Below are 19,767 nucleotides of genomic sequence, written 5' to 3' on the forward strand. Positions count from 1 at the left end.
CGGCGCTCTAAGTGGGATTAGTTAATAAATAAACTCGGTTTTATTATTAATCTGGCCGGCATCGACCGCACTGTTGGCTGTGCTGGCTGAGACATTTCCCTCAGTCGAACGGCGTCGTCCGGGTCGGCTTTCCCTGTGCGTAGCGGATCCAGCGTCGCATATGTCGGCCGACCGCCCAGAACAGTACCACAGTCATCGCCAGTAGGGCCGACAGGAAGACGATTCCCAGCCGTATCGGCTCCTCGGTCGGGAGGCCGATGAGCAGTACGATTGTCCCGACGAGTGCCATCTCGACACCACATCGCAGACCGGGCAACACGAACCCCGGTGTCGGCATTTTTGTTCCCGATGAATCCTCTGCCATGCCCCCCCGTATGCTATCGGGACGATTGTAGTTTATGCCCGTCTTCGAGGGCGAACTGAAAGTCACGACACACCGCAATCGAGCACTCGGGTGCGGTAGAGAGACCTGACCGTGCCTTTTTCGCAGCCCAGGCCTACGCCCCAGTATGAAACAGTCTTTCACGCGCCGAGCGATGTTAGGGGCCCTCGGGACGGCCGTCGCGGCCACGGCTGGCTGTCAGAGCCCCGGGACCAGCAGCGATTCGGACGGTAACGCCGCCGACCAGTCGGGGTCGGCCGACGCGGTCGCGCAGTCCGACAGCGTCTACGCCGACGTCTATCAAGAGGTCGCCGATGCCGTCGTCTCGATCAGGGTGTACGCCGAAGACTCGCGTGGTGGGCAGGGGAGCGGCTTCCTCGTCGACGACGAACACATCGTCACGAACGAACACGTCGTCGCGGGCGGGGACGAGTACTACGTCCGCTTTGCCGACACCGGCTGGCGTTCCGCTCCCGTCGTCGGCGCGGACGTGTACAGCGACCTGGCGGTCCTCCGCATCGGCGCGACACCGGACGTGACACCTCTCTCGTTTGTGGAGACCGAGACGACAGTCGGGACCGAAGTCGTCGCTATCGGGAACCCGTTTGGCCTCTCCGGCTCGGTGTCCGCGGGCATCGTCAGCGGCGTCGACCGCACGCTCCAGAGCGCGAACAACTTCTCCATCGCGGACGCGGTCCAGACCGACGCACCGGTCAACCCGGGGAACAGCGGCGGGCCGCTGGTCACGCTTGAGGGCGACGTGGTCGGTGTCATCAACTCCGGCGGCGGCGACAACGTCGCCTTTGCCATCTCGGCCCCGCTCGCCCAGCGTGTCGTGCCGTCGCTCATCCAGACCGGCGACTACGACCATCCGTACATGGGTGTTGGCCTCCAGAGCGTGTCGCCGCGGATCGCCGAGGCGAACAACTTAGACCCCGGGTCCGGGGTGTACATCACCCGTGTCGTCAGTGGTGGGCCAGCGGCGGGCGTCCTACAGGGAAGCGACGGGGCGACGACGATTTCGGGGACGGAGATTCCCACTGGCGGTGACGTGGTCAGACAGATGGACGACACGCCGACGCCGACGCGGCAGGCGCTTGGGAGCTTCCTCGCGCTGGAGACTAGCCCCGACGAGACGGTCGACGTACTGGTCGAGCGCGACGGGACACAGGAGACAGTCGAACTCACGCTCGGCTCGCGCCCGGAGCCGTAACGAGCGTCGGCGGCCGAATCTGCTGCTCCGACCGTGGTTACCGCGTCCGGAGCCCGCCCTGTTCGTTACGGCTGCCGCCGGTCAGTACGTAGCTGACGGCGGCAGCGAGGGGCAGTGTCACCGGGAGCCCCGCGACGAGCAGGCTGATACCGAGGCCCCTATTGCCGAACACGTAGAGCGCAACGCCGGCCGCAGTGACCACGACGAAGTCCGCGATGGTCGCCAACGCGGCCAGTCGGAGGCGGGCCGCGCGGTCGGAGAGTTCGCCCGCCGCCGCTCGGTCGCGGTGCCACAGCAGGACGTAGCCGGCGAGCAGTCCGGTCAGGCCGGCCGAGACGCCCACTGGCAGGCCGATAAGCAGCGAGAACTCTATCTGTGGTTCGAAGCCGGCGGTCACCGAGACGGTCGTGACGGCAAACGCAAGTACGCCGAGGAGCAGCGCGACGACGATGCGGACGTGCGTGTTCATACGTCTCAACTGCACGACTGTCCACAAATAGTCCACCGCTGTCACAGAACAGAATGTCGGGCGGTACTTCGCACAGCGGCCTGTTCCAGCCCGTCGCGTCGGCTTATTCTAACGGTTCGGCGGCGTCCTGTTCGACCAGCGGGTCGGCGTTGTCGGCCGGCAGCGTCACCACGTCGTCCGTCGAGAGGTCGTACTCGCGCTGGTCGACGCCGAATATCTCGCCCACGTCGTCCGTGATGCGGACCGTCCGTCGGTCCACGTCAGCGGCTCCAGCGGTATCTGAACTGGCTGGTGACTGCGGTCCGCCGTCGGCGTGCGTCGGGTCCGCCGCTGGTCCGGAATTGGACTCAGCGCCGGGTTCGGCCGGTGGGACCGGTACGTCGTCACCGGCGGCCGGCACGTCTGCCGGATCGGACTGACTGTCGACAGTGGGATTGCTGCCCGTATCCAGGTCCGGCGGCGTCGGTGTGTCGGGTTCCTCCGCTGGCTCCGACTGGTCCCCGCCGCTGCCCATCATGTCGGCCGCGTCGACACCCGTGTCCGGCGTCGATGGGGGCTCGGGCGGGTCGGCCGTGTCGGCTGCCGGTTCGTCCGCCGTCTGACGTGGCTCCGGATCGGGGGCCTGTCGCTCGTCCGAGTTCGGCTCGTCGCCGACCGCGCCGGTCGGGGCCTCCCCCGCGATGACGTCGAGGACGTGGCCCCGGTTGGACTCGATAGCCTCGACCATCGTCTCGAACAGGTCCCGCTCCTCGCGTGTGAGGCCGTCGTCCTCGGTCGGCATGTCCGCCGCGGCCAGCGACGCCATCTTGACGATCTTGCCGACGCGGCGTTCGTAGACGGCTTCGACGGTCTGCTCGGCGGTCTTGATATCGTCGGTCAGGCGGTTGACCTCGGGCGAGTCGAACGGGTCCTCGGCGCGCTCGGCCGCGCGGTCGCGCTCCGACCGGAGCTGTTGAATGAACTGGCCGGCGTCCTCGTAGAACGTTTCGCGCAGCTGCTGGAGCTGGTCGGTCTGGCGTTCCCGCGATTGGACGGACTGGAGTTCGTCTACGTTCATTCTTTCCCCTTCTCGGCGCGGCCACGGGCCATGAGAAACACGCCCACGTGCTCTGGTACAGTCTGATTACCCGCCTCCAGTGTAAAGCTATCGCCATCCAGCTCGACGAGGCCCCCGTCAGTCACCTCGACGGTGATGTCGTGGCCCCGGAACGTCTCCGGCACGGGGTCGACCAGCGGGTCGAACGCGTCGATGTCCTCGCGGTCGATGCGCTGGACTTCAAGCCCGCTGCCGCCGTGTAGCGACCCGGGCAGGCGGATGAGCCGGTTCGTGTCCGTCGTCACCGGTTCGTCTATCGGCGCGTTGTCCGCCGCGACGACCTCATGAAGGAGGATCTTCGCCAGCTGGTAGAACGCCGGATGCACGTCGATGTTGCCGGCCTCCAGTTGCTCGTAGTTCGACCGGGCCGCGTTCAGCGCCGCCGTCGCCTTCCCCTCGCCGATGCCGTCGTACTCCTGCAGTTGTTCGAGCGCGTCCGCCTCCTCCATCGCGAGGAGGTCGTCGACGACAGTGAGCATGTGGCGGTGCGCGCGGGCGCTCCAGCCGCCCTCCGTCGAGAGCGTCCGCTTCTGTGCCGGACTGGACCGGCCGGCCGTGCCGGCGACGGACTCCTCGTCGACGAGTTCGTCGAACTCCAGGCCGATACCGCGGACGTAGTCGACGATTTCCCGGCGGGCGTCCCGTTCGAGGCCGCGGATGCGCTCGTCTCGGACGTGGACGTGGTACCCCCGACCGCCGGAGAAGACGACGGTCAGGTCCTCGAAGCCGAAGTCGTCTTCCAGGAAGTCAAGCAGTCGAAGCAGCGCGTCCTTGCACTTTTCGAGCATCTCGGCGTAGGTGTCCTCGCCAAGCACCACCGAGGGCAGGTGGTCGGCGTCGAGGTCGAACACGAGGTCCGAGGAGCGCCAGCCCTTGTCCGACATCGTCGAAGCGCTCGGTTCGTCGTAGCGGCCCGCGGAGAAGTAGACGTGGCGGGGCTTCCGGCGACCGAGGAAGTCCTCGATCTCGCCGAGGTCCAGCAGCGAGCGATGGCGGACCATCGTCTCGCCGGGGCCGTCGGTCCAGGGAATGAATCCCCATTCACGTTCGTTCGCGGCCGGCGGCGGCGTTACTGACGCCTGTCGGTAGTGATCGCCGAACCGGCCACGGAGGTACGCGCGGGTCCGCTCTTCCATCGGCTACCTCGTTGGGGAGGTCCCTTGAAAAGCGTTCGCTTAGCTACGCAGGAACTTCGACAGTTTGTCAGTGATAGAGTCTTCGCCGAGCTTGAGGTAGTAGGCGTCGCCGCCGTCCTCGTAGTAGTTGTCGATGCGCCGCCGGATCTCGAAGCCGATGTGTTTGTAGAAGCCGATCGCCTCCCGATTCGTCGCCCGGGCGTGGCAGGTCACGCTGCCGTAGTCCTCGGCGACGCGGGCGACGAGTCGCTTGCCGAAGCCGTGGCCCCTGTACTCGTCGTCGACTGCGAGAAAGAGAATGTAGCCGTCGCGTCGAACCGCGGCGAAGCCGATGAGGCGGTCCTTGGACCGGTCGATGTAGAGATAGGTGGTCGACCGTCGGTAGGCGTCGCGAAAGAACCCCCGCCGCTGTCGCAGGACCCCGTCGGATTCGCGGATGTTTTCCTTGAGCCGCCACGCCGCGTCGACGTGTTCGTCGTCCCCGCGTTCGACGATCTGTGTCTCGATGTTGACGCTCACTGCCGTATAAGTAGTGGAGGCGTAGATATAATTCCACCGCCTACAGAGGTGGGCTGTCGAACCGGCAGGGAACGAACGAAGGATTAGGTAGCTAGCCCACGAATTGTCAGGTATGAAGACGCGTATCCCGAGTCTCGCCGGAACTGTCGCGCTCGTTCTCACTCTCTTTTCGCGACCCGCGGCGGCACACGTCGACTACGTGACCGGGGGGCCGGGGGAGGCCCTCGACGCGGTGGCGTTTGCGATATCCGTGCTGTCGAACCCGGTTAACGCGGCCGTTTTCGGCGCCTCGGGGTTCGCCGTGACTGTCGGCCTCGCGGCATATCTCTGGGTCCGACCCACGATTACGGACATCGTCATCCTCCGGGACGTACTCGTCGGCTACGCGGACCTCGTCCCGTGGATGCTCCGACTCAGCGTGGGGCTGCCGCTCGTCGGCGCTGGCTTCCAGGGATACCTGTTCGCTCCCACAGTGACGTTTGACCCGACCACGAACCCGCTCGTCCGTGCCCTGTTTATCGGGCTGGGGTTCACGCTCCTGTTCGGGCTCGCGACCCGTATCGTCACGACTATCGGGCTATTGACTTACGGATGGGCACTGACCGTCGACCCGGGCGTCGTGCTCGCTATGGAGTACGTCCCGGCCTTTCTGGCACTGTTGATTCTGGGCGGTGGTCGCCCGAGCGCCGACCACATGCTCCAGCAGGTCGCCAGCACCGACGGGACTTACTACGGCCGCGTCGACCCGGTCCACTATCTCAAGGGCTTTCTCGACTCGGCGACGGCACCGTACCGCGAGTACGTCCCGGTCATCGTCCGGGTCGGCATGGGTGTGACGTTCATCTACCTCGGACTGTTCCAGAAACTCGCCGACCCCGGCCAGGCGCTGCTGGTCGTCGAAAAGTACGATCTCACCGCCGTCGTGCCCGTCGACCCCGGCATGTGGGTGCTCGGCGCCGGCCTGACCGAGGTGCTGGTCGGTCTGGTGTTGATCTTCGGCTTCATGACCCGCGGGGCCGCGGCCGTCTCCTTTATTCTGTTCACCACGACGCTGTTCGGCCTGCCGGACGACCCGGTGCTCGCGCACATCACGCTGTTCGGAATGGCCTCAGCGGTGTTCACGATGGGTGCCGGGCCGCTCTCCTTCGACGACTGGTTCGGTCGGCCGGCACAGAGCGACCGTGAGACCGTCGCTTCGGCGGACTGACTGGTCTACAGCAGTACCGCCGTCAGTTCGCGCCGTCCCACTGGTCTAGCTGGGTCCGGTTCCCGCTCGTGTTGTGGTATATCGTAATCGTGTCACGGGCGCTCACCCGCCGCTCGTAGGCGTTCCCGCTGCTCAACTGCGCGATGTCGCCCGGACCGATCATCGCGTCGGGCTCCCGGTTCGCCACCTGTGCCCAGGTGACCGTTCTGCTCGGTCCTTCGAATTCGACGTTCCCCGCTTCGAACTCGTCGCCGCGGGCGTGTGTAACGATGAGCAGTTCGTTGTCCTCGACGTAGTCGTAGCTGAAATTCGCCTGCGGGCCGCCGCCGTCGTCGTCCTCGATGACGAGGACGTTCAGCCCGACGATAGCCGTCACGAGTAGCGTCAGTCCGATGAGCACGGCAACGCCGATGCCCTCCGTCATCCCGACGGTCTCAGTCCTGAACTGTCCCATAGCCGTCTATCACCCCTAATGTGAGACGGCGTTAAATGCTGTTCGACGGCGAGGGGAAGACACATATCGGTCCAACTCACAGCCACCGGTATGATAGACGAGACTGTCGAGGAGATCTCGGAGATGCAGACCCACAGTTCCTCCGTGGTCGCAGTCAAAGCCGCCCAGGCGCTCCGGGACCTGACTGACAGGGAGTACCCGACGGTCGAGGACTACCTCCGCTCGCTCGACCGGAACAGCAGCGCACTCCGGCGAGCGAACCCCTCCCACGCCTCCCTCCATACGACCCAGCACCGAATCGTCAACGCCGTTTCGGACGCGGAGCCCGAGGACGTGGCGACCGCCAAGGAACTGACTACCGAGGCTATCGACGACGTGATTGACTCGGTGGAGTCGTCGAAAGACCGCGCCGCTGCGCGCGCCGTGTCGGAGATCGCTGACGACGACGTGCTGTTGACCCACGACTTCTCCTCGACGGTCCTTGCGGCCATCGACGACGCCATCGAGGCCGGCCACAGCTTCGAGGTGTACGTGACGGAGTCGCGACCACGCTTCCTCGGTCGAAAGATGACGCGCCACCTCTCGAAACGGGACGGGGTCGACGTGACGCTCATCGTCGACAGCGCCGCCGGCCACTTCATGTCACAGGTCGACCGCGTGCTCGTCGGCATGGACTGCATCGTCGACGACACGCTGTACAACCGCATCGGCACCTATCCGATTGCGACGGCGGCGGCGGACAACGACGTGCCGGTGACGGTCGTCGGGGCCGCCGCGAAGTACGTCGACGGGGCCTTCGCCTTCGAAAACGAGATCCGGTCACCATCTGAGGTACTCCGGGAACCCGCGGAGGGGTTCGAGGTCGCAAACCCGGCCTACGACGCCACGCCGACGCACCTGCTTGATACGGTCGTCACTGACGACGGAATCCACGAGTACTGATACTGTCGGCTGTACGTCTGTAAAGAATTTCGCCACCCGGGGTGGCGAATATCTTAAAATAGTCACAGCCAACAGTATGAGGCGGACTGCTGTCTTTTCCGCATCCAGCAGGACGGGTCCCGGCGACGGAAAGCGGGGTCGAAGGTTCTTGTTGCTGGCAGTGAAGAAGCCACGTATGGACGACACTGCCCTCCTCCGCCAGACGATCCGTCGGTGTACCGCCGTACTCGTTGCAACGCTTTCCACCCTTGGAGTGAGTCTGCAAAGTCCTGAAGAAGCGAGCTACTTGCTCATGCTGGCCATCGTCTCAATGGTGTATCTCGCCGTCGAGTTCATCAAAGTGAGTCCGCCCGCTGAGAACCCGGGAAATCCCTCGTCTACAGACGGCGAGAAGTAGTTACGCAGTCTATCGCTGTTGGACGACGGTGTCACAGTCCGGACACCGGAGCTGTAGACTGTGTTCCGTTGCTTCGGCGGTCCAGTCGCCCGTCACTGCGCTCTCGTGACCGCAGTGGGGGCAAAACAGCGATGTCTTGGACCGCGTCTGTGGCGGTGGGTCTGAGTCGACCGCGCTGGTCGTGTAGATTTCGGTGGAGGTCATCAAGGAAAGGAACGCGCTGTACGCTGAAAAAGGTGTCGGCGAAATGTTTTATTGTTCACGCACAATGTGGAATTGATATAGTTTTAATCCACGAAAACATGGATGAACATCCCAAATTTTAGCAATTACATATACATTCGGTCATCAGACATTCGGTCGGAATCGGCGGCTTCCATCCGCTCAGCGAGTGCCTGATAGTGGGCTTCGATATTCGCGGCAAAGGCCTCTAGCGGACCGGTGTCGATCTGGATCGCATGGGTCTCTTTCAGTGCGGTGAGCAGTCTGATTGCGGCCGCAGCATCGGGCGCTTGCGGATGTGTCGGCGTTGTGAAAACGCCGGTCGAAAGCGAGCCGTCGATACCCATGGTGACAAGCTCCGCACTCAGTCCGTCGAGGAACCCGCTCCCCATCGGCCTGATGTCGGTATCGTCGAGATACGCTTCCCGATACGCTGGCGTTGCGATGTAAAACGGGGCGTGGTCGTCGGGCCCGTGCGCGATGGGGACGCCGGTGAGCATCGTAATGTTCGAAGCGTCCAGTTTTTCCCCGGCAGTCGTGATTGCCTCGGCAAGCGACTTGGCTTGGGCTGGTGGCACGAACCGTTCGCCGACTAAGACTGCAAACGACGCTGCTTCGTCGACATACAGCCGCGTGTGATGTCTCGGGGTTCCGTTCTCGAATGGGGTAATGAACGGCGGTCCCGGCGTCCGTAGATGACCGACCTCTCGCATCGAATGCTGGTCGGCGAGATAATCGACGGCCGTGAGGCCGGCCAAGCCGTACTCCGAGACGCCGACTGCCAGCGTATCGACCGGTGGTCGGTCGTCCGAGAGGACCACCGAGATGTCATCGGAAGACATGTTTTTTCAGACGGGCCGCAAGGGGTAATACTGTCGGCTGTAAGTCTGTGAAGAATTTCGCCACCTCGGGGTGGCGGATGTCTTGAAATAGTTACAGCCGACAGTATAAGTAGTTCGGGAGGGGAACCCTTTTCTCGGGGCGGTGTCGATTCCATGGCATGCGTTTTGGCCCTGTCTGGCCGTTGCAGACACCCACCCCGACGCCGACCGAAGCCGCGACGGAAGTGGCGACAGAGGTAGCCACTGACATCGGAGGATTTCTCCCCTTCGAAATTCCGATGTGGATTGCCAACATAGGGAAATCCCTGATCGTCATCGGGCTGGCCATCGCGATCTCTCGCATCCTCGTTCGGCTCCTCGGTCGGCGGGTCGCACAGCGATTCCGCCGACCCAGCCTGACCCGGATGGCGCTCCGGGGAATCCGCGTCAGCGTGTACGTGTTCGCGCTGCTGACCATCCTGAACATCTACGGGTTACAGCTCGCCGACATTTCGCTGTTAATTACCGTCTTCTCGGCCGCTGTGGGTTTCGTGCTGGCACCGATCCTCGGGAGCCTGATTTCTGGGGTCTTCTTGCTGGCCGATCAGCCCTACGAGATCGGCGACATGATCGAACTCGCCGACCGGGGGCAGCGCGGCTTTGTCGAGGACATCACGCTGCGGCACACCAAGATGTTCACGCTCGACAACACCTTCCTCGTCATCCCCAACGGGGAGATGCGCCAGCGCGACGTGATCAACTACTCGGCGGAGGACTCCCGGACGCGGCTGTCGCTCGACGTCCTCGTCACCTACGAGAGCGACATCCCGGCCGCGCGGAAGCTGATCGAAGACGCCGCGCGCGAGGTGGACAACGTCATCTCCGGCGGGCCGGACATCCGTGTCGGCGCGGCCCGGTATCCCGCCTCGCCGACTGTGTATATCAACGAGTTCGCCGACCACGGCGTGTTGCTGACGCTCCGGTACTGGGTGACGGAACCGTACAAACTGCTCGCCGCACGCTCGAGGGTCCAGACGAACGTCTGGCGACGGCTCGAAGACGCAAACGTCGAAATCGCCTACCCGCACTCGCACCTGTACTTCGACGACACCAGCGGGGAGATGAACGTCTCACTCAACGACGGACTGAGCGGACTGAACAATGGTGGCCGGAGCCACGCGGCCACCGGTGACTCGCCCGTCCCACCCCGTCAGGACCCCGACGACCTCGCTGACGAGTGACGGCTGGACTGGGCATCCGGCTCGACAGTGACGATTTCGCAGTCGAGTTCCTCGCGGAGGAACTGTTCGACGTCGGGGTCGTCGACCAGCCGCCGGATCATCTGTCGCCAGCGACTCGCCTGTTTACTCCCGATAACGACGATATCGGCGTCCTGTGCGGCGACCTCGTCGAGAATCGTCTCTTCGACGAGCATCCCCGACCGGACGACGTACCGCGTCCGCGGGACGTGGCCGAACGACTGCTCGACGGCCTGTTTGAGTTCCGTCCGGTCGACCCGGTGGCTGTTCTGGTAGAGGTTAACGTGTAAGACGGTGAGGTCCGCGTCCTCCTCGTCGGCGATCTGAATGGCCTCCGCAAGCGTGGCTCTGGAGTTCTCCGAGAGCGGGTATCTGACTGGGACGACGACCTGTGGCATCGGCGAGATGTACCGTGCCGAGGTTTAAATCGCTAGCGACGAGTGAGTCGCCCGTCGACAGTCGGGGCGATATCGGTCTCGCGGACGTAGTCGGCCAGCGCCTCGTACTGTACGTCAGCGACGCTGACCCGATGAGACTCGGTCAAGACAGGAAATTCTCGCTCCGTGTAGTAGAGGTAGTTGCTCGTCGCGAGCGTGTACGTCTCGGTGTCACGGACCGGTCGGCCGTCGATTCGCAGTCGCTCGATAGTCTGCGTGTCGTCGTTCCAGACCAGCTCGACGCCGCTGAGGTGGGCGTGCCACCAGTCCGGTTCTCCGAACTCGACCTGTCGCCCGCTGCCCTGTCGACACAGCGTCCGGAGCTCCGCGCCCGTCAGTTCGGCGACGGTCAGGGGTTCCTCGAAGGGGACGATAGAGACCATATCGGCGACCGTGAGTGCCCCGTCCAGCGGGACCGTGTCGTTCCGGAGGCCACCGCTGTTCTGGAGGCCCACGTCCGCGCCCGTCGCCCACCGGTACGCGTCCGCGACGAGGTTGCCGAGGCGGCACTCACCGCCGTAGGTCGTCGCCCGGCTCCGGTCCAGCGGTTCCTCGACGTGCCCGACGACCTCGTCGAGTCCCGCAGCGGAGAGTCTGTCCTCGATGGCCTCTGCGACGTGGTCGTCGACGGGACCGTCGGCAGTCTCGCGGAACTCCGCAGTCGGTTCCGGCCCGCCGAGGTCGACCTCGACGACGGTCTTGCCGTTGGCTCCCGGTCTGGTGAGCAGTGTGCCGGCGACACGGTCGATGCGGCGCTCGTGGACGTGCCCGCCGAGGATGACGTCCACGTCGCAGGTGCGGGCCAGTTTCTCGTCAGTACGGCCCAGATGGGAGAGCACGACAACAACGTCGGCCCCGTCCGCTCGAAGTGCCGTGGCCGCCTCAGCGACGGCTTCGAGGGGGTCCGTGAACGTCAGCGTCGTCGCCTGTGGATTAGCTGCGGCCGTGTCGGGGTCGGTCACGCCGACGAAGCCGAGCTGTTGCCCGTCGACGGTCCGGCTCGCCCACGGCCGGGTCAGTCGTCGGGCGAACCGCTCGCCGTCCTGTTCGACGTTCGCAGTCAGCCACGTCTGGGGCGACCTGGCGATGATGTCCCGCGTCGCGTCGAGTCCGTGGTCGAAGTCGTGGTTGCCAAGCGTCTCGAACGCGGGTGTCAGCGCAGTGAAGAGGTCCAGCGACTGCTCGCCGTCGGTGACCAGCGACAGCACCCCCGGACCGGTGTTGTCCCCGGTGCCGACCACCAGCGCATCCGGGCCGTCAGCGGCGGTCACTGTCCCCGCAAATCGCCCGATCCGTTCGGGTGTATCGTACGCTTTCTCCACGTCGGAGTACTGGATGATCCGGGGACTCACACCCGCAGTTCAGGGGAACCAGCCATTAATGGTTTCCGCAGTGATTTAGCCGCTGGCCCGTCATGCGTACGTATGGACGCACTCGAAGGTCCCGACGGCGAGACGCTGTACGTCGACAGGAGCGACGGCGACATCGGCACGAAAGGCGCGTTTCATGTCGTCTACCGTGATGACGACCGCGAGCGACGCTGGGGCTACTTCTGTAGCAACTGTGAGACGTTCAACAACGCGATGGACTCGATGGGCCGCATCCGCTGTAACGACTGCTCGAACCTCCGCAAGGCTGAGGAGTGGGACGCGGCCCACGAGTAACAGTCGGGTCCGGGTGACAGACCCGTGCTGTTCTGCGTTTTTCGACGGCTGTGTCGCCGGCCCAACTGTCAGCCACATAGCTAGTGGGAACGTTTATCAGATAGCCGGTGGTACTGACTCTCAGATGGGGGCCGTTACCACATCACTCGACGAGCAGGCCCGGTCGATATTCGACGACCTCGGATACACCGTGTCGCGCACTGGCACCGAACTGCGAGCGGAACGCGACTGGCGCGTCGTCACTGTCTCAGTGCTCGACTCGCAGGACCCGATACCCGAGGGCGGCGATTTGCGCTGTTTCGTCACACGCACGGGCGAGGCAACGCACCTCAGCCGCCGTCTCACTCGACGAGACGTATCCTATGACTGGGCCGTCATCGGTATTACCGAGGACGGTGACTACGAGGTGGTCCGTCACCCCGGCGACACAGCCATATCGGCTGACGCCAACACTTAGGGGGCTCTCCGTCCACCATCCGGCGTGCAAGTCGGTGTCATCAATCGAGCGCTCGAACAGCTAGTCACGAACGTCGTCGACGCGCTCCCGCGCCTCATAACCGCGTTCGTCTTTCTCGCGATAGCTGCGGTCGGTATCAAAGCCATCATGTTCGTCGTCCGGGCGGTTCTGAAGCGGTCGCTGCCCGGCGAGTCGCCCGTGTACCGCCAGTTTCTCGGCGTCATCGTCCTCGTGTTCCTGTGGTTCGGCGTGGCGCTATCCTTCCTCTCTATCATCGGCCTGACCGCCATCGCCACGTCGCTGGGCACGGCGACCGGCTTCCTCGCGCTCGGCGTCTCCTACGCGCTCTCGGAGATGATCAAGGACGCCGTCGCCGGCGTCTACCTCCTCCGCGACCCCGACTTCAACCCCGGCGACACCATCAAAACCGGCGACACCACCGGCGAGGTGGCCGCCATCGAACTCCGGAAGACGCGGTTCCGGGTCGACGGCGATACTGTCGTCAGGGCCAACGCGGCCATCGAAGAACGCTGGACGAAAGTCGATTCCGCGTCCTGAGCGGGCCGAGTCCCGCGCTATCCCGTCACACATGGAGTTTAAGCGTATCGCCGTCGTACTCGGCGTATGTTCGTCGGGCACGCGCTGTTCGCGTTCGCCCTCGGAGGCCTCGCCGCGTGGTGGCTTGGACTCTCCCGCGAGCGGGCGGTCCAGTTGGGCGTCATCGCTGGCCTGTTCGCCGCGGTTCCCGACGTCGACATCGTCTACGCCCCCTTCGGGCTGCTCGTCGGGGCCGCCGAGAATCTGACGGCGGACGGCTTCTGGGAGACCGCGAACGTCGTCCACCGCGGGCCGACGCACTCGCTCCTGCTGGGGGCGGCACTCGCCGCCGCGGCCGGTCTCTGGGCGACCGAATCACGGCCCGCCCGAATTGCATCGCTGGCAATCGGCGTCGCAGCGACTGTTCTCACAGGCGTACTCAGCGGCCCCATCGCAGGGCTCGTGATGCTCGTGTTCGTCCTGGCCGTGCTCGGTGTCGCCACGGTCGCACAGTCCCGCGATATCAGCCCCCGGACGGTGGCCGGGCTGGCCCTACTTGGACTGCTCACCCACCCGTTCGGTGACCTCTTCACCGGCGGCCCGCCCCCGTTCTTCTACCCCTTCGACGTGAGCCTCGTCGCCGAGCGGGTGATACTCCACCCCGACCCGACGACGCACCTCCTGGCGGCGTTCGCTATCGAACTGGCGACGGTCTGGCTCGCCGTGTGGACCTACGTCCACCTCCGTGGATACACGCTGACCGAACTCGTCCGTCCCCGGGCAGCGCTGGGAATCGGCTACGGGGCGGCCGTCCTGTTCTTGCCCGCCCCGACGCTCGAACGGTCGGCGCACTTCGTGTTCAGCGTCCTCGCGCTGGGTGTCGTCGGGGCGCCGACCCGGCCGTTCAGTGACGGCGTCGACTGGCTGGAGACGGTCGTGACGGGGCTGGCGGCGGTGACCATCGCTGCGCTCGCGTATGCCATGGCGTATGGGGCTATCTGAACAGCCCACGCCGCCGGCATCGGTCGATAGGGTTTTTCGAGTCGCGGCTCACCTGACACTATGAGCCGAGACGTAGCGCGGTTGCTCCGGGACAGGCGCGTCAACGCCCTCGCGGCGTGGTGCATCGTCGCCATGCTCGCCGCCGTTTCTGTGACGAGTGCTGTTCAGGCCGACGTGCTGTGGGCCGGGTTCGCGGCTGCCGTCGCGGCACTGGCGCTGTTTCCGCCGGTTCTATTGCGTAACCGGGACGCCATGCTCCCCTGGGAAATCCTCCTGTTGGCGGCGTTGCCCGTCGTCGGCCGCCTGTTTGCGACGCTCTCGATGACCGGTAATCTCGCGACCTACCTCTCGGTCGCCGCCATCGCGCTCATCCTCGCCGTCGAACTCCAGCTCTTTACCCCCGTCCGGATGACGCCCCGGTTCGCCGTCGTCTTCGTCGCCATCACCACGATGGCCACCGCCGGCGTCTGGGCGGTCGTCCGCTGGGTGGCCGACCAGTTCCTCGGGACCACCTTCATCCTCGATCCGACGGTGTCAGAACACGTCATCGAGGAAGCGGTGATGTGGGAGTTCGTCGCGTCGACCATCGCCGGTATCGGCGCTGGCGTGGTGTTCGCGTACTACGTCCGACAGCAGGCCGGGACCAGTCGCGTCCCCGAGGAGGTCCAGCCGGACGTATGAAGGTCCGTGACCGCCTCCGAATCAGTCCGGCGACACAACAACTGCTCTCGCGGGCCCTGTCACTCGCACTCATCGGGCTCCTGGCGGTCGGTATCGAGCGGGGCAACGTCGGCATCATCGTCAATTCGGGTGTCGCCATCCTCGTCACGCAGCTCCCGGCGCTGCTGGAACGTGACTACGGCATCACGCTCGACCCCGCGCTGACGCTGTGGATTACGTCGGCGGCGTTCTTCCACGCGCTCGGAACTGTCGGGTTGCCTGGGTCCGAAGAGAACTTCTACGTCACCATCTGGTGGTGGGACCACTTCACCCACGCCCTCTCGTCGTCGGTCGTCGCCGCAGTCGGGTACACGACGGTTCGCGCACTCGACGAGCACACCGACGAGATCTCGATCCCCTCGCGGTTCATGTTCGTGTTCCTCCTCCTGTTCGTGATGGCCTTCGGCGTGCTCTGGGAGGTCATCGAGTTCTCGATCACGCTCGCCGCATCGGCGACCGGGAACGACACGATTCTGACACAGTTCGGTCTCAGCGACACGATGCTCGACCTCGTGTTCGACGCTATCGGTGCGATTATCGTGGCGATCTGGGGGACGGCACACCTCACCGGCGTGGTCGGTCACGTCGAGTCGTTGCTCGACCGGCAGTCGCAGTGACCTGTCCGTACTTTTATGCCATGTCCGTGTGAACAGGTCTCACGAAAATGGTTTTCAAGAAAATCACGCTGATCGGGACCAGTTCGGAAAGCTTCGACAAAGCCGCCGACGACGCCATCGAACGCGCGGAGGCGACACTTGACAATCTCAAGTGGGTCGAGGTAGAGGAACTCGGCGTCGAGATCGCCGGCGTCGAGGGCCGCGAGTACCAGGCCGAGGTCGTCGTGGCGTTCGAACTCGAAGAGTAGCTACGTCCGGAAGGACTCGCCACAGCCGCATTCGCTGACCACGTTCGGGTTCTTGACGTGGAACCCGGCCCCCTGCAGGCCGCCCTCGTAGTCGAGTACCGACCCCTCGATGTAGTCGATGCTGGCGTCGTCGACGAACACGCGGAGCCCGTTGCGCTCGAACACTTCGTCGTCTTCTTCAGGTGCATGCTCGAACCGCATCCCGTAGGAGAGGCCGGCACAGCCGCCCTGCTGGACGTACAGGCGAAGTCCGGATTCGTCGACGTCCATCCCCTCGCTTTCGAGGAGGTCCAGTGCCTCTCCCGCTGCCTGCTCGGTGACGGCTACGTCCTCGCCCCCGAGGTTCGGATCGCCGTCGTCTGCTGTGCTGCTCATACACAAGTATCCACGCCCGAACGTGTTAACAGTGACGCCGGTGGAACGGTTCGGAGAGATACACCCTGTTACTCTCTAGGAAAGCCCCGGAACCGCGTTACTCCTCGAACCGTTTGCGGACGCTCTCGGCGTGGGCTTCCAGCCCTTCGGCTTCGGCGAGGGTCGTAATCGTATCCGCGATGTCGTCCAGTGAATCCTCGGAGAGCCGCTGGACCGTCGTCGACCGGACGAACGTGTCCACGGAGAGGCCGCCGGTGACCCGCGCGTTGCCGCCAGTCGGCAGGACGTGGTTCGTGCCGGTAGCGTAGTCGCCCGCCGCAACGGGGCTGTACGGGCCGAGGAACACGGACCCGGCGGAGGGAATCCGTTCGAGGAGTGATTCGTCGTCGTCGGCCTGAATCGAGAGGTGCTCGGCGGCGTACTCCTCGGCGAAAAGGACGGCCTCGCTCATCGAGCGAGCGAGGAGAACGCCGGACCCGTCGTTGTCCAGTGCGGCGCGGATAACTGCCTCGCGCTCCCGGCCGTCGGCTTGCTCGTCAACGGCGTCGACGACCTGATCAGCAAGCTCTTCGTCGTCGGTGACGGCGACGACCGAGGCGTTCTCGTCGTGTTCGGCCTGGGCGACGAGGTCTGCCGCGACCAGTTCCGGGTCCGCGTCACCGTCGGCGACGACCATGATTTCGGAGGGGCCGGCGAGGAAGTCGATGGCAACGTCGCCGCGGACCTCGGCCTTCGCCGCCGTGACCCAGCGGTTGCCGGGGCCGACGACGATGTCGGTCGCGCTGACGGTCTCGGTCCCGTAGGCCAGCGCCGCGATGGCCTGTGCGCCGCCGACCTGATAGACGGCGTCGGCACCCGCGACGTGGATGGCGGCCAGCGTAACGGGGTTGACCTCCTCGGCCGGCGGCGTGGCGACAGCGACGTGCTCGACGCCGGCGACCTTCGCCGGGATGACGCCCATCAGCGCGCTGGAGGGGTAGGCCGCCGTGCCGCCGGGCGCGTACACGCCGGCGCTGTCGAGCGGGCGATAGCGGCGGCCGAGTTCCCGCCCCTCGAAGTCGTCGCGCCAGTCTTCGGGGACCTGCCGCTCGTGGAACGCGCGGATGTTCGCCGCGGCGTCCTCGATGGCCTCGCGCACGTCGTCGTCGATTTCCTCGTAGGCTCGCTCGGCGGCGTCCGTGATGTCGATGTTGCCCACCGACACGTCGTCGAACTCCTCGGCGAAGCGCCGGAGCGCAACGTCCCCTTCCTCGTGGACCTGCGAGACGATGTCGCGCACGTCGTCTCTGACGGCGTCGACGCCGGCGTCGCGGTCGAAGAAAGCGGCCCGCTCGTCGGGACCCAGGTCGGCTATCGTCCGTACGTTCATACCCCTGATTCGGGACGGGGCAAAAAACGGGTTTCCCTTCTCGTCAGCGTTTTCCGGCACTCGGGCGTACACCGCCTATGGCTTCAGTCGACGACCACCGTCGCCGGACGACCGACCTCCCTCCGGCGACGACCGAGTATTTCGCGCCCGAATTGGCGACTATTGATAGCTATCTGGAGACCGTCCCACCAACTATCGACACGGCGGCCGGCGACGCCGCAGTCGGCCCGATACACACCCTTCCGTGGTTCTACGTCGCCGACCTGACCGGCTGGCGCGGCAGCACGCTCGCCCGGCTGCTGGCCGCAGAGCGAGACGCCGCCTGCTATGAACTCTCGGCTGGCGCTGCGGACGCGCTTCCGGCCCTGTGGTCTCTCATCGACGAGAGCGGCGACGGTCCCGTTGTGCTCCATCTGGAACTCCAAGGCGAAGGCGGGCGGGTTGTACGCACGCTTCGGGAGGCACTCCGGCGCGGCTACGAACACAGCCCAGACGGCTGGGACGAGCCGGTGCGCGGCGAACCGGCGAACCTCTACGTCGTCTTCACCGATACGAACCCCTCGAAGCGACTGGCTGCGCCACTCCCAGCTGCAACCACGCCCACCACCGGCGCGGTCCTCTCGTATGCGCCCCGCCGGAGTATGCTTCCGGAACGGCCCGACGGGACGACCGTGCTCTCGGACCCGCCGGCGCTTCACGACCGCGAGGCCGAACTGGAGGGGTTCCTGCTGGCCGCGCTCGCCGAATACGGCGATGATGACGCTAGAGACCAGTACGTCGACCACGCCGTCGAAATTCTGTCGATCACCCACTCGCTCATCGGGAAGCGCGACCTGCTGTTCGACGTGTCGCCGCGGCCCGCACTGAAATACGGGGCTCTCTTGGACAGGCTTTCGGTCGGTGCGGCGACGGAGCGACTCGGGCGGGACGTGCTCGGGCAGGTGCCACAGAGTCCCGGGAGCGAGGATATTCGGGCGACGCTGCAGGACTTACTGCCGAAGTAGGTGGCCGAGAAGGCGGTTATAGCGCCGGCCGCACTCGCTCAGTTCGCGTCGCTCACGATTTTGATGACCGAGCCCTCCTCCAGTTCCGTCTCGTCGCTGATACGCCGGTTCTCGCGGGCGTCGACGGCGTGGATGTACCCGTCGCCGATGTCGGAGTGGACGGCGTAGGCGAGGTCTTTGGGCGTCGCGCCCTGGCGCAGCAGGAACGCGTCGGGGAGGACGTTCTCTTGGCCGTCGGTCCAGTGCGTTTCGTTCTGGACGGGGTAGGCCGTCAGGTGATCGAGCAGGTCGTAGACGGCGGTGTCTAGAGCGCCCTGGACGCCGGTGCCACCCCACTCCTCCATGACGCCGCGGATGCGGTTCAGCCCCTCGCGTTGCTGGTCGCTCACGTCGCCGACGATGTCGAAGTCCGGGTCGCCGGGGTCGTAGTCGATGACGCCGGCCTGCGCGGCGTTGCGTAGCGCGAGTTCGCCGTCGGCCGTCGCGGGCACGACCACGTCGGCGGCCTCCTGCAGGGCCTCGATGTTACCTTCCGGGGCGATGTCGGCCTTGTTCGCGACGACGACGAGCGGCTTCGTCCGCTGGCGGATCTCCGTCGCCAGCGCCTCGCGGTGCTCGTCGGTCCAGGCGATGGGGTCCTCGGGGTACTCCAGATCCCGCAGCGTCCGCGCCACGTCGAGTTCGGAGGCCCCGACGCCGGCCAACATGTCCACCAGCGACTCGTCGAGCTTGAAATCCGGCGAGCGGGACTGGCGTTCGATGGACTCCCAGTTGCGGTCGACGATGCTGGCGAGCCACAGGTCCATCTCCTCCTCGATGAAGTGAACGTCCTCGACGGGGTCGTGTTCGCCGACCTCGACAGGTTCACCCTCTGCATCAGTTCCGCCGGAGGCGTCGACGACGTTGAGAATTACGTCGGCGGTCGATAGCTCGTCGAGGAACTGGTTCCCGAGGCCGCGACCCTCGTGGGCCCCGGGGACGAGGCCGGCCACGTCGATGAGTTCCACCGGGACGTAGCGCTTGCCGTCCCGGCAGTTGTCGTCGCCACAGCGCTCCTCCCGGTCGAGACAGGGGCACTCCGTTCGGACGTGGCTGACGCCGCGATTGGCGTCGATGGTGGTAAACGGGTAGTTCCCCACGTCCACGTCGGCCATCGTCGCCGCTTTGTAGAAAGTAGACTTGCCGGCGTTCGGTTTGCCGGCCAGCGCGATAGAGAGCAT

At 65.2% G+C, this 19,767-nt stretch carries 26 protein-coding genes; 13 read left to right on the top strand and 13 right to left on the bottom strand.

Features of this window, described 5'->3' with window-relative positions; translation table 11 throughout:
- Nucleotides 1-100: 100 nt before the first annotated feature.
- The gene (locus C442_RS09865; RefSeq protein ID WP_049942925.1) at nt 101-364 is read right to left on the bottom strand and encodes a hypothetical protein; all 264 of its coding nucleotides are present in this window, start codon (nt 362-364) and stop codon (nt 101-103) included.
- Nucleotides 365-509: 145 nt separating this feature from the next.
- On the opposite strand from C442_RS09865, the gene C442_RS09870 reads away from it, so the two are divergent.
- Nucleotides 510-1,595 carry a S1C family serine protease gene (locus C442_RS09870; RefSeq protein WP_049942926.1) on the top strand — a complete coding sequence of 362 codons (1,086 nt, stop codon included), beginning with the start codon at nt 510-512 and terminating at the stop codon, nt 1,593-1,595.
- A gap of 37 nt (nt 1,596-1,632) precedes the next feature.
- Here C442_RS09870 and C442_RS09875 read toward each other — a convergent pair whose 3' ends face one another.
- The 4 genes from C442_RS09875 to C442_RS09890 form a co-directional block, all read right to left on the bottom strand.
- Entirely contained in the window at nt 1,633-2,064 is a 432-nt protein-coding gene (locus tag C442_RS09875; protein ID WP_008310032.1) for a hypothetical protein, read from the bottom strand.
- 103 nt (nt 2,065-2,167) lie between these two features.
- The gene (locus tag C442_RS09880) at nt 2,168-3,121 is read right to left on the bottom strand and encodes a hypothetical protein (protein WP_008310034.1); all 954 of its coding nucleotides are present in this window, start codon (nt 3,119-3,121) and stop codon (nt 2,168-2,170) included.
- Nucleotides 3,118-4,296: a DNA primase small subunit PriS gene (gene priS, locus C442_RS09885; protein WP_008310036.1), complete on the bottom strand. Its 1,179-nt coding sequence runs from the start codon at nt 4,294-4,296 to the stop codon at nt 3,118-3,120. Before priS ends, C442_RS09880 begins: the two co-directional genes overlap by 4 nt.
- A 39-nt stretch (nt 4,297-4,335) precedes the next feature.
- A complete protein-coding gene (locus C442_RS09890) occupies nt 4,336-4,815 on the bottom strand; it encodes a GNAT family N-acetyltransferase (RefSeq protein ID WP_008310038.1) in 480 nt (159 codons plus the stop codon).
- Between the two features lie 112 nt (nt 4,816-4,927).
- On the opposite strand from C442_RS09890, the gene C442_RS09895 reads away from it, so the two are divergent.
- Nucleotides 4,928-6,022 (top strand): DoxX family protein, encoded by a 1,095-nt coding sequence (locus C442_RS09895; protein WP_008310039.1) that lies wholly within the window; start codon nt 4,928-4,930, stop codon nt 6,020-6,022.
- A 22-nt stretch (nt 6,023-6,044) separates the two neighbouring features.
- On the opposite strand, the gene C442_RS09900 is transcribed toward C442_RS09895, so the two are convergent.
- Entirely contained in the window at nt 6,045-6,476 is a 432-nt protein-coding gene (locus C442_RS09900; protein WP_008310041.1) for a type IV pilin, read from the bottom strand.
- Nucleotides 6,477-6,566: 90 nt separating this feature from the next.
- On the opposite strand from C442_RS09900, the gene C442_RS09905 reads away from it, so the two are divergent.
- A complete protein-coding gene (locus tag C442_RS09905) occupies nt 6,567-7,418 on the top strand; it encodes a translation initiation factor eIF-2B (RefSeq protein ID WP_008310043.1) in 852 nt (283 codons plus the stop codon).
- Nucleotides 7,419-7,593: 175 nt separating this feature from the next.
- On the top strand, nt 7,594-7,815 hold the full coding sequence (locus tag C442_RS09910) for a hypothetical protein (protein WP_008310044.1): 222 nt from the start codon (nt 7,594-7,596) through the stop codon (nt 7,813-7,815).
- Between the two features lie 9 nt (nt 7,816-7,824).
- On the opposite strand, the gene C442_RS09915 is transcribed toward C442_RS09910, so the two are convergent.
- Both C442_RS09915 and C442_RS09920 read right to left on the bottom strand, forming a co-directional pair.
- Nucleotides 7,825-8,019, bottom strand: a complete 195-nt coding sequence (locus tag C442_RS09915) for a hypothetical protein (protein WP_008310046.1) — start codon at nt 8,017-8,019, stop codon at nt 7,825-7,827.
- Between the two features lie 125 nt (nt 8,020-8,144).
- Nucleotides 8,145-8,879, bottom strand: a complete 735-nt coding sequence (locus tag C442_RS09920) for a proteasome assembly chaperone family protein (RefSeq protein WP_008310048.1) — start codon at nt 8,877-8,879, stop codon at nt 8,145-8,147.
- 158 nt (nt 8,880-9,037) lie between these two features.
- Between C442_RS09920 and C442_RS09925 the strand changes: the two genes are divergently transcribed.
- Nucleotides 9,038-10,099, top strand: a complete 1,062-nt coding sequence (locus C442_RS09925; RefSeq protein WP_049942927.1) for a mechanosensitive ion channel family protein — start codon at nt 9,038-9,040, stop codon at nt 10,097-10,099.
- Here C442_RS09925 and C442_RS09930 read toward each other — a convergent pair.
- Nucleotides 10,069-10,515, bottom strand: a complete 447-nt coding sequence (locus C442_RS09930; protein WP_008310051.1) for a universal stress protein — start codon at nt 10,513-10,515, stop codon at nt 10,069-10,071. The two genes, C442_RS09925 and C442_RS09930, sit on opposite strands and share 31 nt — an antisense overlap.
- A gap of 32 nt (nt 10,516-10,547) precedes the next feature.
- Nucleotides 10,548-11,906: a bifunctional metallophosphatase/5'-nucleotidase gene (locus tag C442_RS09935; protein ID WP_008310053.1), complete on the bottom strand. Its 1,359-nt coding sequence runs from the start codon at nt 11,904-11,906 to the stop codon at nt 10,548-10,550.
- A gap of 72 nt (nt 11,907-11,978) precedes the next feature.
- Here C442_RS09935 and C442_RS09940 point away from each other — a divergent pair, with 72 nt between their 5' ends.
- The 7 genes from C442_RS09940 to C442_RS09970 all read left to right on the top strand — a co-directional run bounded on the left by C442_RS09940 (nt 11,979) and on the right by C442_RS09970 (nt 15,799).
- The gene (locus C442_RS09940; protein WP_008310055.1) at nt 11,979-12,218 is read left to right on the top strand and encodes a DUF5816 domain-containing protein; all 240 of its coding nucleotides are present in this window, start codon (nt 11,979-11,981) and stop codon (nt 12,216-12,218) included.
- A gap of 124 nt (nt 12,219-12,342) precedes the next feature.
- A complete protein-coding gene (locus tag C442_RS09945) occupies nt 12,343-12,675 on the top strand; it encodes a DUF7116 family protein (RefSeq protein WP_008310056.1) in 333 nt (110 codons plus the stop codon).
- A gap of 24 nt (nt 12,676-12,699) precedes the next feature.
- Nucleotides 12,700-13,233 carry a mechanosensitive ion channel domain-containing protein gene (locus tag C442_RS09950; RefSeq protein WP_008310057.1) on the top strand — a complete coding sequence of 178 codons (534 nt, stop codon included), beginning with the start codon at nt 12,700-12,702 and terminating at the stop codon, nt 13,231-13,233.
- Between the two features lie 66 nt (nt 13,234-13,299).
- On the top strand, nt 13,300-14,214 hold the full coding sequence (locus tag C442_RS09955) for a metal-dependent hydrolase (protein ID WP_008310058.1): 915 nt from the start codon (nt 13,300-13,302) through the stop codon (nt 14,212-14,214).
- A gap of 60 nt (nt 14,215-14,274) precedes the next feature.
- Complete coding sequence (locus C442_RS09960) at nt 14,275-14,895, top strand: hypothetical protein (protein WP_049942928.1); 621 nt, start codon at nt 14,275-14,277, stop codon at nt 14,893-14,895.
- Nucleotides 14,892-15,551 (top strand): hypothetical protein, encoded by a 660-nt coding sequence (locus C442_RS09965; protein ID WP_008310060.1) that lies wholly within the window; start codon nt 14,892-14,894, stop codon nt 15,549-15,551. Before C442_RS09960 ends, C442_RS09965 begins: the two co-directional genes overlap by 4 nt.
- A 47-nt stretch (nt 15,552-15,598) precedes the next feature.
- Complete coding sequence (locus C442_RS09970; protein ID WP_004593332.1) at nt 15,599-15,799, top strand: dodecin; 201 nt, start codon at nt 15,599-15,601, stop codon at nt 15,797-15,799.
- Here the strand turns inward: C442_RS09970 and C442_RS09975 are convergent, their stop codons facing one another.
- Nucleotides 15,800-16,174, bottom strand: coding sequence for a HesB/IscA family protein (locus C442_RS09975; protein WP_008310062.1), 375 nt, complete (start codon nt 16,172-16,174; stop codon nt 15,800-15,802).
- A gap of 97 nt (nt 16,175-16,271) precedes the next feature.
- Complete coding sequence (gene hisD, locus C442_RS09980) at nt 16,272-17,543, bottom strand: histidinol dehydrogenase (protein ID WP_008310065.1); 1,272 nt, start codon at nt 17,541-17,543, stop codon at nt 16,272-16,274.
- A 77-nt stretch (nt 17,544-17,620) separates the two neighbouring features.
- Here hisD and C442_RS09985 point away from each other — a divergent pair, with 77 nt between their 5' ends.
- On the top strand, nt 17,621-18,547 hold the full coding sequence (locus C442_RS09985) for a hypothetical protein (protein WP_008310067.1): 927 nt from the start codon (nt 17,621-17,623) through the stop codon (nt 18,545-18,547).
- Nucleotides 18,548-18,585: 38 nt separating this feature from the next.
- Here C442_RS09985 and C442_RS09990 read toward each other — a convergent pair whose 3' ends face one another.
- Nucleotides 18,586-19,767, bottom strand: coding sequence for a redox-regulated ATPase YchF (locus tag C442_RS09990; protein WP_008310069.1), 1,182 nt, complete (start codon nt 19,765-19,767; stop codon nt 18,586-18,588).

It is taken from the genome of Haloarcula amylolytica JCM 13557 (assembly GCF_000336615.1).
GTDB lineage: Archaea > Halobacteriota > Halobacteria > Halobacteriales > Haloarculaceae > Haloarcula > Haloarcula amylolytica.